Below are 12,858 nucleotides of genomic sequence, written 5' to 3' on the forward strand. Positions count from 1 at the left end.
TGCTGTCCTCAGCATCTGCAATGAATCGTGACATCGTCACCGAATCGCGTCCGGCGCCGAAGCGCCCGACGCGCGGGACGGTGCATCCTCCACAAAACCGATAAGGAGCATGACCATGAGCACGACTTTCTTCATCCCGGCCGTCAACATGATGGGCATCGGCAGTCTCGACGAGGCGATCGCCGCCCTGCGGCAGTACCACTTCCGTCGCGCGTTGATCGTGACCGACGCCGGGCTCGCCAAGGCCGGTGTGGCCGAGAAGGTGGCGAAGCTGCTGGCGCAGCAGGACATTCAGTCGGTGACTTTCGATGGCGCGAAGCCGAACCCGACGGTCGGCAACGTCGAAGCCGGGCTCGCGATGCTCCAGCAGCATCAATGCGACTTCGTGATCTCGCTCGGTGGCGGTTCGCCGCACGACTGCGCGAAGGGCATTGCGCTGTGTGCGGCCAACGGCGGGAAGATTGCGGACTACGAAGGCGTCGATCGTTCGAAGAAGCCCCAGTTGCCGCTCGTCGCCATCAACACGACCGCCGGAACCGCGAGCGAGATGACGCGTTTTTGCATCATCACGGACGAAAAGCGCCACGTGAAGATGGCGATCGTCGACCGGAACGTGACGCCGCTGTTGTCCGTGAACGATCCGGCATTGATGGCGGCAATGCCCAAGGGACTCACGGCGGCCACCGGCATGGACGCCCTCACTCACGCGACCGAGGCGTATGTGTCGACCGCGGCGACGCCGATTACCGATGCATGTGCGTTGAAGGCGGTGACGCTGATCGCGCAGAACCTGCGACGCGCGGTGTCGCACGGTGACGACATGACGGCGCGCGAGAACATGGCGTACGCGCAGTTCCTCGCGGGGATGGCGTTCAACAACGCGTCGCTCGGCTATGTCCACGCGATGGCGCACCAGCTCGGCGGCTTCTACGATCTGCCGCACGGGGTGTGTAACGCCGTGCTGCTGCCGCACGTGGAGGAGTTCAACGCCAGCGTGAGCGCGGGGCGGCTGAAGGACATCGCTCAGGCAATGGGAGAAAAGGTCGATGGACTGAGCGACGACGAAGGCGCCAAGGTCGCGATTGCCGCCATTCGCCGACTGTCGAAGGACATCGGCATTCCGGCAGGTCTGACCGAACTCGGTGCGAAGCTGGAGGATATTCCGACGCTCGCGGCAAATGCGATGCAGGACGCGTGCGGGTTCACGAATCCGCGGCGAGCCGAACAAGCCGAGATCGAGGAAATTTTCCGGCGGGCGTTCTGATCGCGTGGGTTGATCGGCCACGGTGACCGGCGCGCTGCGACGCGGTGCGAACGTGGAATCGACAGTAGTTTGAGATTGACGCATTGCCCCTCAGGCACTGGATTCGGATCCGGGGTCTGAGGGGCTAATGAGATGGTCACCCCCACCCTACACGCGGGTAACGCGGTAGGGTGTTTTCATTTTGGAGGGCCATCATGCAAACCGTGACGCTGGTAGGAATCGATCTAGGCAAGCATACGTTTCACCTTCATGGGCAGGATCGGCAAGGCAAAGCCGTGTTTCGCAAGAGGGTGAGTCGCAAGCAACTGGTCGAGTTTTTCGCGACATTTCATGCTTGCACGGTGGTCATGGAGGCGTGCGCCGGAGCCCATCATATGGCCCGGCAACTTGCGGGCTTTGGGCATCAAGTCAGGCTCATCTCGCCGCAATTCGTGCGGCCTTTCGTCAAAAGCAACAAAAACGACTTCGTGGATGCCGAGGCGATTTGCGAGGCGGCATCTCGTCCGGCCATGCGGTTTGTGACACCAAAGACCGAATCGCAGCAGACGCTCGGGGCATTGCATCGGGTGCGCGAATCGCTGATTCGGGATCGGACCAAGACGATTAACCAACTCCATGGGTTTTTGCTCGAATTCGGCATCAGCCTGCCGATCGGTCAGGCAGTCATCAGGCGTTTGCCTGCGGTGTTGGCCGAGTATTCGCTGCCGCCACGGCTTATCGCTGTGCTCGAGCGATTACACGCTCACCACAAGTACCTTTGTGAGCAAATCTGTGAAATCGAAAAGGAGCTGACGCGCCAACTTGCCGAGGACGATCTGGGGCAACGTCTGCTGAGCATCCCCGGTGTTGGACCGATCACCGCCAGCGTGTTGGCCGCTGAGATGGGCGATGGCAAGCAATACGCATGCAGCCGCGATTTTGCCGCAGCCACAGGGCTTGTGCCACGCCAGTACAGCACGGGCGGCCGTGCGACTTTGCTGGGTATAAGCAAGCGTGGAGATAAGAACTTGCGGCGTTTGTTAGTGCAGTGCGCCCGAGCATATATGCAGCGGCTGGAACGTCAGACAGGCCGCCTCGCCGACTGGGTGCGCGCGATGCTCACACGTAGGCATTCGAACGTAGTGGCCTGTGCGCTAGCGAACAAGCTGGCACGAACCGCATGGGCGCTGGCCACACACAACACGATATTCGATGCGAGGCCGAGCGCCATGCCAACTTGAGCGCCTACTCCCTAACTATTTTCCGAGAAACACCCACCTGGTTTTGCGACGACTGAAATTGGATGACGTGAACGGCACACCGGCCTGACGAACAACCTGATAAAACAATTGGCTCTTGAAGCCGAGGGGCTTTTTAGGAGTGTCAGGCGCGACTCTCATCGTGGCGCGGGGAGAAACTCCCCACATCGACGCCGGATAGATTTAGGCAAGCCAAACACTGCATCAAATCAGTCTTGCAAAAATGGGGGTGACCATAGATTTTGTTTTTTTGATGCCGAAAGGCGTTGAATGACCTATTTGCCGCTGCGGTACCCCGTCGGTTGCCCTGATGCCGATTCGTTCGCGCCGCCGCACGTCCGCGCTCGCGCCAATGCGGAAAATACCGGAAGCGCGCACATCGTTGCCCGATCCGCTATATTTGCGGCTTACACCCCGTACGTCATGTGACACGGAACATGATGCTGACACACGGGTGCAACATGCGGGCGCCACACAAGACAAAACGAATCGAGTATCAGCTCCAACGACCAGTATTTTTGAGCCACCCGAAAATGAACATCTATCCGGTAGTCCTCTGCGGCGGAAGCGGTACGCGTCTTTGGCCAATGTCGCGCGGCGGGAACCCGAAACAGTATCTGAAGCTCCTGGGCGATCGGACGCTGCTTCAACAGACCGTGGCGCGTCTGCACGCGATTCCGGACGTCACGGCCCCCATTGTCATTGCCAGCAACGATCAGCGGTTCCAGGTCGCGGAGCAGCTTCGCGAATCGGGCGTCGAGCCGCTCTCGATCGTGCTCGAACCTCATGGCCGCAATACCGCACCGGCCATTGCGGTCGCGGCATCGATCGCGGTGCGGCGAGACCCCGATGCCCTGCTGATGGTGCTGCCTTCGGATCACGTGATCCAGAACGAAGCGGCATTTGCGCGAGCCGTGCGCGCAGCGACTGTCATCGCGGCCGACGGACGTCTGGTTACCTTCGGCGTCGCGCCGACGCAACCCCACACGGGATACGGCTATATCCGGCGAGGCGCGCCGATTGGCGGCAATCCGAACGCGTTCGTCATCGACGCCTTCGTCGAGAAGCCCGACATGCAAACCGCTGCGGCGTTTGTCCAGGATGGGGGTTACGACTGGAACAGCGGGATGTTCCTGCTCAATGCGGGGACTTACCTCGACGAGCTCAGACGCCATGCGCCCGACGTCGCCCGGCAGAGCGAGTTGTCGCTCTCGCAAGCGCAACAGGACAACGATTTCCTGCGGCTCGATGCGGCTTCGTTCTCGGCCTGCCCCAGCGTTTCGATCGACTACGCCGTCATGGAAAAAACGGACCGCGCGGCGGTGGTCGTCACGAACGACCTTGGCTGGAACGACATCGGCTCCTGGACGGCGCTCGCCGATCTCGCCGAACGCGACGAGAACGGCAACGCGCTCATCGGCGACGTTCTGGTGGAATCGGTGTCGAATTCATACTTGCGCGCCGAACACCGGATGCTGGCGGTAATTGGCGTGGAGGATCTGATCGTCGTCGAAACGGCGGACGCGGTATTGGTCGTCCACCGCGACAAGGCGCAGGACGTCAAGAAGATCGTCGAAACGCTCAATCGCTCGGGCCGCAAGGAGTCCGTGACGCATCGACGCGTTGCGCGGCCCTGGGGCTCGTACGAAGGTATCGACGAAGGCGACCGGTTCCAGGTCAAACGCATCGTCGTGAATCCGGGCGCGCAGCTCAGCCTGCAGATGCACCACCATCGCGCGGAACACTGGGTGGTGGTCAGAGGCACGGCGCAAGTCACCAACGGGGACGACGTCGTCCTGCTGACGGAAGACCAATCGACCTATATCCCGCTGGGCGTGAAGCACCGCCTCGCCAATCCCGGCAAGATTCCGCTCGAGCTTATCGAAGTGCAGTCAGGCGCCTATCTGGGCGAGGACGATATCGTGCGGTTCGACGATCGGTATGGGCGGGGGTCTGGCTGATCCCGCCGCATCCTGCTGGCCGATCGCACGCGGCTCAGCGCACGGACAATTGTCGATGTCTTCAGTCGAAAAGCACTGGCCATGGACGTTGGGCAGCGGCGGCGAGCCGAAAAAGTTGTTGCCGTGTCGAACCGGCTCGTCGCGGTTCAAGCCACGGTGAAGTTCATGGTGCACTGCAACGTCGGCACGCTTCCCACGGATTGCAGGGCAACCGCGCTGTACTTTCCTGGCGTTGCGATCCGCGCCGTTGTCCGCCACAAGCCGTCTCTCCCGACGATCACCGGGGGAAGATTCATGGCCACCGCCGACTCACGTGCAATGAGCCGAATGCGAATCATTGCGCCAGGCTCTCCAGATCCAGAAAAAAGCACTTGTCCCGGGGGGACATGGCCACCAGCCTGCGGCGCAGAAATCACCACCTTTGCAAAATTTATCTGAACTGGAGTCGTTGTATTATCTTTGATACTCGTCGTCCATATTGTGTGTGATTTTTGATCCACCGCGATCCCATCCGATAAATCTCCAACATATGCCGGTAGGCTCGCATAGTTCGTATCTGTCTTGATGGCGTATAAAAATGATTTGAAAGCGTTGTCTTGGTAAATGACATACAAAATTTGATACGCTTCGTCGACCGCCATACAGCTTATACGACCCACCGGACTTTTCGGAACGTCCAAGGAACCTATGGATGATGTATTGTCACTGGTATAAACGATGGAGATTTCGTCGTTGTCGATTCCCACGTACAGCAGCTGATTTGTCTTGTCGAACACCATCGCCCAAGGGGCTACTCCTATTGGAATCGGATTCCCCTTTGGGGCATATGGCGGCGTGGCGCTCAGAGGAAGGACATATCCTTGAGGATCCTCCTCTCCATAAAGGACGTAGAGTGTATCGTTGGTTTCGTCGACCGCTATGTCACCCGGCTTGACGGATAGATAGATGGGGGACCCCGGAGTTGGTTTTCCGGTCGCCATGTCAATGCAATGTATCTGTGATGCGAAGTAATTGGCGACGAATAATATATTATTCCTTTCGTCTACATCCACGCTTTCCGGGTCAAAACCTACGCTAATATTGGTGCCAGGTGTGTTGTTCTTGGTGTTGATAGGTGTGATGTACCCATCAATGCTTAAAGCGTATAAAGTGCTGTTGACTTTGTTGAGCAACAACCAAACTGGCTCGTAAGCTAAATTGATTTTCTGTCCCGGAGTAAGAGAATCCGTATTGATGGGAGTTATTGTTGTCTCGCCGGAATTGGCAATATATGCAGTGTGGTTAACTTCATCCACCGCGACTCCCCATGGCTCCGATCCAACGGGTATGACTTGTCCGGGGATTAAATTCTTGACGATGCGGCGTGCCTTGTTCGTGGATTGGCGGGACATTAGGTGGCTCCTTTGATGATCCGATCGCGTATTTATCCGGCAGCTTGCCTGACTTCTCTCCTATCTGCGGAACTGGAATATCGGTGATTCACATTCCGGCCGTGCGGCGCCGCGCTTTGATCCCTGGGCACCAACCCGATTTCATGACGCATTTCCTTCGCAACCCACGGCGGGCAGCCGCATTGTGCGCCTTCCTCCCTCGCCCCGGGAACTGTCGATGTTGACAGTTGTGCCCGGGCAAGGCGTATGTCGTAATGGATGGCTGTGCGAGCAAACGGTACTCGATTGCGGCCAGGTGAATCGACTTGGCTGGGGGCATCCTCAACAGGATTGCGAATGGATGTTCGTAGCGATCGGATTCGTCGGCCAACACACCGCCGCGGACGCTCCGGCCACGCATTTCCCGCTTACCAGGACGGGATAACGGTCCCGTTGAACTTGGCGAGGATTAGCTGCTTGATCTTGTCGGACTCGAAGATCTTGATGAAGCGCGCGATGCGCGGGTCGTCCTTGCGGTCGGCGCGGGCGGCCCAGATGATCGCCCACTGCGACGTCTTGTCTTCCAGCAGCAGGGCATCCTTGGGATCGAGGCCGGCCAGTACGCCCTTGTTGAGGTTGACGACGCCGGCGTCGACGTCGACCAGCACGCGGGGCACCTGAACCTCGTCGAGCAGCACAATCTTCAGATGCTTGGGGTTCTCGCTGATGTCGGCCAGACCGACATTGATGCCGGCTCCGGTCTTGAGCTTGATCAGACCCGCCTTCTGCAACAGAAACAAGGCGCGCGCCTCATTCGCAGGATCGTTGGTGATGGCGATCTTCGCGCGATCGGGCAGACGATCCAGCGACTTCACCTTGGCCGAGTAGATGCCGGCTGGCGCCACGTAGCTGGGTTTGATCGACACGATCCTGTAACCACGCGACTCATTCTGCTTGAGCATGTACGGCACGTGCTGGAAGTTGTTCAGGTCGATGTCGCCGGCCTGGGTCGCTTCGTTGATCTGCGTCGGTTCGGTGAATTCGATCACCTTCACGGGGAATCCCTGCGCATTGGCGATCTTGGCCGCCTCCTGCAGGAAGTCGCTGTACGGCCCGGGCGAGGCGCCCACGCGCAGCGGCGCGTCCGCCGCGATAGCCGACGCCGCGCAAGTCAGGGAAAGCGCGACAGACAACAGGTTTTTCTTGGCGAAGCGAAGCAGGTTCACGATGATCTTCCGGAGTAAGCATTGAGTCGAGACTAGAGATTTGGATTCCTACTTGATGCGACGTACCTATTGCACCGCAAACCGCCGGGGACGCAATCCCGCCTGGAACCAGTTCACGAGCGACACCGTGTCGTAGACCGGCACCCCATAGGCGGCCTGGATATCGGCCGAAAACGGGGCGAGGTTGGTGCACTCCAGGACGATTGCGCCCACATTCGGGTGCGCCTTTACGAGACGCCCCGCCAGCGCCAGCACTTCCTCGCGCAGCGTGGCATAAGGCACAGTGTCGTCGCCCTCCCTGATCGAGCGTACGAATTCCGAATCGTGCGCCATGCCGAGCACCGGCGTCCCAGGGTCGATACCAACGGCTTCCAGGTACTTTCCGCCCAGCGATTCGGCGTTGTAGGTGAGAATGCCGACCTGTTTGTCCGAGGCAATGAGCCGCTTGACGATCGGAACCTGCAGCAGGGCGCTGGTCGCGACGGGAACGCCACAGTGATCGGCCAGTTCCTGCTGGTAGATGGACAGGAACCCGCAGGTGGTAGTAATGCCTTCGACGCCCGCTTCGACCAGCTCGCGCGCCGCCTTCTCGAAAGGCTCCAGCAGACTGCTGTTGTGCAGTTCGGTCATTCTGGCCGGCACGGCCTCCTCGACGATGCGGTATTGCACCGGGAACGACCACGTCCCCGCGTGCCCGATGTCGCCGAGGTAGCGCCGGAAATGCGTCTTCACCATCAGAATGCCGACGCTCACACCGTAGTAGGTCTTCGGCTGGTGTTGTTCGCTCATCGTCGCTCCTACGAGATCGCGTACGCGTAGACATTGAACGCCCGTTTTCCGAGCAGCCTGATCAATTCCGCCTTGATCGGATAGGAACCGTGATAGGCCCGGTGCGCCGCCAGGGAACGCAGGATGGTGGTCTTCATGTTGGTGACGCGGCCGACGCGTGCCATCTCGTCGTCATAGGCGTGCCGACGTTCGGGGTCGAGCGCTGCGCGATCGGCCAGTGGGATACGTGCCATTGGGTTCCTTCCGGAGAGCGATGGATCGGGCTTGAGGGGATCGGTATTCAGGCGTCGAAACGCTGCGGGCGGAACGTCGACAGCTCAGGTCGCGCCACCCGATTGAGGATTTCGTCGGCGACGGCGTCGCCGAGAAACGGAGCGAGGGTGACGCCGCTGTGGGTGACAGCGCTGTAGAAGCCCTCGACGTTGCGCGCCGGCCCCACGGCGGGGTATTGATCGGCCGGCAGGGCTCGCACGCCCACACGTATCGCTTCGGCTCGCACGCCCTTGAGCATCGGCAAGACGCCGGTTGCCTTCTGCAGCAGACGCCGTATCTCGTTTGCATGCTGTGAGGGGTCACTGCCGATCGGCACTTCCAGATCGTTTTGGCAGATCAGCAGACGTCCTGCGCCATCCGGGCGAATATGCACCTCGGGGGAGAAGATCACACGCTTGACGGCATGCGCCAGCGGCGGTGTGAAGACCATCAGCCCGGCGGAAGGCATCAGCGGGATTTTCTGGATGGCGGCGAACGCCGGCTGATCGGCCCAGCGGCCGGTACAGTTGGCGACTGTGTCGGCGCCGAATTCCTCGCCGCTTTCGGTGCGCACGCCCACGATGCGCTCGGATCTTCGCAGCAGGCTCGTCACGCGGGTGTGGGTTACGACGCGCGCGCCTCGTTCGCGGGCGGCGGTCAACAGCGCCTGGCAGTACACCGGGGGATCGATCCAGCCATCGTCGGGGAAATACGCCACCGGCGCCTCGCCAATGGCATCGACATCGATATCGGGCTCCAGTTCGCGTACGCCCGCGTGATCGAGCCATTGCACGCGGTACCCCCAGTCCTCCAGGGTGGCGACCTTGCGTCGGTAGGTGTCGGAATTGCCGCCCTCCCATTCCAGCGTCCCGCCGCCGTGCCACCACGGCGCGGACTCGAACTGATCGCGCAAAGCCGCATTCGCCTGCATGCCCGCGACATTCAGGGCGTGGTAAGACCGCGGTTTCTTGTTGTGCGCATTTACCCAGGCGAACGTAGTACTGCTGGTCCCCCCTGCAATGCGGCCACTGTCGAACACCGTCACCGGAACACCGGCGCGAGAAAGGAAATACGCGACCGAAGCACCAATGACACCGGCGCCGACAACGATATACATGGCGGAGTTTCCGAATGACCGACAGAAGCTTACAGCGCAAACGGGAACCATCCAAGGCAGTCCCGTCGCTCGAACATGGCTGCAGACTATCGTAGTGACTCCGCCAGGCGAACCACTGATTTCGTATAAGCAAATTCTGTACGGCGCGACGCGCCTGGACTTGTTCGACGTCCGCGATCACCTTCCACCGAAAGCACAGATCAAGCGACGGACCTCGATCGTATTCAGTTGCATGCTTGACCCGCAGTTCGATTTGGGCGTGCCGCCGACGGACGCTGCGCACTGAGCGATTCATGCAAGCGCGGATGGCGAGACCATGAGACAGTGAATGCTGATCGCAAAAATCTCTGTCGTGTGAAGCCATGGATGGCGTTTCCAGCACTGGAGCCACGCGCTCCCTGTTCTCAGTGACGGCGTCAATGTCGAGGCCGCCTACTGCGCTGGCAACTAGCGTGCGCGTGGTGCATCAAGCCGAGGGGCGGCCTGACATGCCGTCGAGTTCGGTACAACGACCGTTACCTCCAGAAACACCGCAAATGCTGGATGGGCTTCTGGATTACCAATACAGCGCACTCGCACCCGACGCCAATGCCGAAGCGTTGGCCGGCATGCTGTCGAGCCCGGTGCAACGACCGCCACCTCTCGAAACACCGCAAATGCTGGATGGGTTTCCGGACTACCTATGCAGCACACTCGCGCCTGATGTCAATGCCGAGGCATTGGCCGGCATGACGTGGAATGCGACACAACAACCGCTGCCTCCCGAAACACCGCCAATCATTCGACAGGCGCTGCAAGGCACACGGGAGCCCGACATGACGTGGAATTCGACACAGCGACCACCGCCTCCCGAAACACCACCCTTCATTCCACAGGCGCTGCAAGACATGTGGGAGTTCGACATGACGTGGAATTCGACGCAGCGATCACCGCCTCCCGAAACACCACCCTTCATTCCACAGGCGCTGCAAGGCACATGGGAGCCCGACATGACGTGGAATTCGACGCGGCGATCACCGCCCCCCGAAACACCGCCCGTCACTCGACAGGGGCCGCAGGGCATATGGAAGCCCGGCATGGCGTCGAGCGGGAGAGCGAAGATTACCGACGCCATGTTGCAGTCGTGGAGAAACCTCGGCAAAGGGGGGATTGACGCCGCGGGTGGGCTCGACGGTGTGGCCAGGCTGCACAATGTCCCGCTTGCGACACTGAGAAATTACCTCCGTGTAGACGGCCGCCTGACTCAGTTAAGCGAAGACCGACTCAACCCCGACAAGAGAGCGAAGATCACCGACGCCATGTTGCAGGCGTGGGCGGCCCTCGGCAAAGCGGGGATTAAGGCCGCGGGTGGGCTCGACGGTCTGGCCAGGCGATACAACGTCGTGGCCGGGACACTGAAAAGTTACCTTCGTGCAAACGGCACGCTGACCCAGCGCGGCGAAGATCGACTCAACCCGGACAAAGAAACGAAGGTCACCGATGCCATGTTGCAGTCGTGGAGACACCTCGGCCAGGCAGGGATTGAGGCCGTGGGTGGGCTCGACGGTGTGGCCAGACGGCACAATATCTCGACTGTAGCGCTGAAACACTACCTTCGTGCAGACGGCAGCCTGACCCAGCGCGGTGAAGACCGGCTCCACCCGGACGGAAAAACGAGGATCACCGACGCCATGTTGCAGTCATGGAAAAACCTCGGCCAGGCAGGGATTGACGCCGCGGGTGGGCTCGACGGTCTGGCCAGACGGGCCAATGTCTCGGCTGTAGCGCTAAGAGGTTACCTTCGTGCAGACGGCAGCCTGACCCAGATCGGCGAAGACCGGCTCTACCTGGGTGGGAAAACGAAGATCACCGACGCCATGTTGCAGACGTGGAATGGCCTCGGCAAAGCGGAGATTGAGGCCGCAGGTGGGGTCGACGGTCTGGCCAGACAGGGCAATGTCCCCGCTACGGCACTGAGAAGTTACTTTCGTACGGACGGCAGGCTGACCCAGAAAGGCGAAGATCGGCTCAACCGACGCAGGAAAGTGAAAATCACCGACGCCATGTTGCAGTCGTGGAGACACCTCGGCCAAGCGGGGATTGACGCCGCGGGTGGGCTCGATAGTCTGGCCAGGCGGAACAATGTCCCGGTTGTGTTACTGAGAAACTACCTTCGTGCGGACGGTAGCCTGACCCAGCGCGGGGAAGACCGGCTTAACCCGGCCAAAAGAGCGAAGGTCACCGACGTCATGTTGCAGACGTGGAAGGACCTCGGCAAAGCGGGGATCGAGGCCGAGGGTGGACTCGATGGCGTAGCCAGGCGTGCCAATGTCCCGACTGCAACATTGAGCAATTACCTTCGTGTGGACGGCAGCTTGACCCAACTCGGCGAAGACCGGCTCGACCCGCATAAGAAAGCGAAGATCACCGACACCATGTTGCGGAGGTGGAAGGACCTCGGCAAAGCCGGGATCAAGGCTGCGGGTGGAGTCGACGGTATAGCCAGACGGGAGAATGTCCCGGCTGCGACATTGACCAATTACCTTCGTGCCGACGGCAGCTTGACCCAATTCGGTGAGAACCGCCTCCGCAAGGCTGGCGCACGGCCAGCGTGAACGGCAGTGTTTCCAAGACCGTTGAATGTTAGGACACCAACCGTACTTTCCTGACAAATGCCTGCGCAATGAATGCCATCGCGTGATCGGCGAGATGATCGTCAACGGTGAGCCAGGCTACCCGCCGCGTGAGCGATTCATGCAAGCGCAGACGGCGAGACCATGCGACAGTCAATTGCGATCCCAGAAATTTCTGTCATGTGAGAAGCCATGAGTCAAGTTCCCAGCACTGGAGCCACGCGCTCCCAATCCCCAGCGACGGCCTCCACGTCGGCGCAACCTCGACAGAACGGACAGCCGCCTACTGCGCTGGCTGCCAATGTGCGCGGGGTACGTCAGGCCGATGGAGAGACCGACATGCCGTCGAGCTCGACCCAACGGCCACTTTCGCTCGCAACACTGGCAATCACCTCGAACGGTGGAACGGACAGGCGTCCAGCGCCACAGGACGCGAGCCGTGGAAGGGATGCTGTTGTCATGCAGCCTCCGGCCAGAATCCCTGAACAAAGGCCTGGCGCGGCGGGCATCGAGGCAGCGGGTGGGCCAGTCGGTCTGGCCAGGCGGGAAAATATTCCGCCGGCGGTACCGAGACATTTCCTTCATGGAGACGGCCGCCTGCCCCAACGCGGCGAAGTCCAGCATAACCCGCGCGGGAATGTGGGGATCACCGATGCCGTGTTGCGACAGTGGGCGGGCATCGAGGCAGCGGGTGGGATCGAAGGTCTGGCCAGACGATTCCATGTCTCGCTTGCGGCAATAAGACATTACCTTCGTGCCGATGGCCGCCTGACCCGGTACGGCGAAAACCGGCTCAACGCGCGCAGGAATGCGAGGGTCGACGATGTCATGTTGCGACAGTGGGTGGACCTCGGCCGGGCGGGCATCGAGGCAGCGGGTGGGCTCGAAGGTCTGGCCAGACGATTTCATGTCTCGCTTGCGGCAATAAGACATTACCTTCGTGCCGATGGCCGCCCGACCCGGTACGGTGAAGACCGGCTTAACGCGCGCAGGAATGCGAACGTCCCTAACTAACGGCAGGTAATCGCG

General features: G+C 60.5%; 10 protein-coding genes. 5 read left to right on the forward strand and 5 right to left on the reverse strand.

What is annotated here, in order from left to right:
• Positions 1-115 precede the first annotated feature (115 nt).
• The 3 genes from yiaY to RO07_RS23175 all read left to right on the forward strand — a co-directional run bounded on the left by yiaY (position 116) and on the right by RO07_RS23175 (position 4,463).
• The gene (yiaY, locus tag RO07_RS23165) at positions 116-1,264 is read left to right on the forward strand and encodes an L-threonine dehydrogenase (RefSeq protein ID WP_039406189.1); all 1,149 of its coding nucleotides are present in this window, start codon (positions 116-118) and stop codon (positions 1,262-1,264) included.
• A gap of 194 nt (positions 1,265-1,458) precedes the next feature.
• A complete protein-coding gene (locus RO07_RS23170; protein WP_039405255.1) occupies positions 1,459-2,484 on the forward strand; it encodes an IS110 family RNA-guided transposase in 1,026 nt (341 codons plus the stop codon).
• Between the two features lie 551 nt (positions 2,485-3,035).
• Positions 3,036-4,463, forward strand: a complete 1,428-nt coding sequence (locus tag RO07_RS23175) for a mannose-1-phosphate guanylyltransferase/mannose-6-phosphate isomerase (protein WP_039406191.1) — start codon at positions 3,036-3,038, stop codon at positions 4,461-4,463.
• Between the two features lie 146 nt (positions 4,464-4,609).
• Here the strand turns inward: RO07_RS23175 and RO07_RS26205 are convergent, their stop codons facing one another.
• The 5 genes from RO07_RS26205 to RO07_RS23200 all read right to left on the reverse strand — a co-directional run bounded on the left by RO07_RS26205 (position 4,610) and on the right by RO07_RS23200 (position 9,268).
• Positions 4,610-5,854, reverse strand: a complete 1,245-nt coding sequence (locus RO07_RS26205; RefSeq protein ID WP_147284590.1) for a YncE family protein — start codon at positions 5,852-5,854, stop codon at positions 4,610-4,612.
• 407 nt (positions 5,855-6,261) lie between these two features.
• Entirely contained in the window at positions 6,262-7,059 is a 798-nt protein-coding gene (locus RO07_RS23185) for a MetQ/NlpA family ABC transporter substrate-binding protein (protein ID WP_052266839.1), read from the reverse strand.
• Between the two features lie 66 nt (positions 7,060-7,125).
• Complete coding sequence (locus tag RO07_RS23190; protein ID WP_039406195.1) at positions 7,126-7,848, reverse strand: aspartate/glutamate racemase family protein; 723 nt, start codon at positions 7,846-7,848, stop codon at positions 7,126-7,128.
• 8 nt (positions 7,849-7,856) lie between these two features.
• Positions 7,857-8,081 carry a hypothetical protein gene (locus tag RO07_RS23195; protein ID WP_039413450.1) on the reverse strand — a complete coding sequence of 75 codons (225 nt, stop codon included), beginning with the start codon at positions 8,079-8,081 and terminating at the stop codon, positions 7,857-7,859.
• A 47-nt stretch (positions 8,082-8,128) separates the two neighbouring features.
• Complete coding sequence (locus tag RO07_RS23200) at positions 8,129-9,268, reverse strand: NAD(P)/FAD-dependent oxidoreductase (RefSeq protein WP_084072774.1); 1,140 nt, start codon at positions 9,266-9,268, stop codon at positions 8,129-8,131.
• Between the two features lie 485 nt (positions 9,269-9,753).
• On the opposite strand from RO07_RS23200, the gene RO07_RS23210 reads away from it, so the two are divergent.
• Positions 9,754-11,811 (forward strand): hypothetical protein, encoded by a 2,058-nt coding sequence (locus RO07_RS23210; protein WP_147284589.1) that lies wholly within the window; start codon positions 9,754-9,756, stop codon positions 11,809-11,811.
• Between the two features lie 657 nt (positions 11,812-12,468).
• Positions 12,469-12,843 carry a hypothetical protein gene (locus RO07_RS23215; RefSeq protein ID WP_039406201.1) on the forward strand — a complete coding sequence of 125 codons (375 nt, stop codon included), beginning with the start codon at positions 12,469-12,471 and terminating at the stop codon, positions 12,841-12,843.
• Positions 12,844-12,858 lie beyond the last annotated feature (15 nt).

The sequence above is a fragment of the Pandoraea pulmonicola genome, from assembly GCF_000815105.2.
Lineage (GTDB): Bacteria > Pseudomonadota > Gammaproteobacteria > Burkholderiales > Burkholderiaceae > Pandoraea > Pandoraea pulmonicola.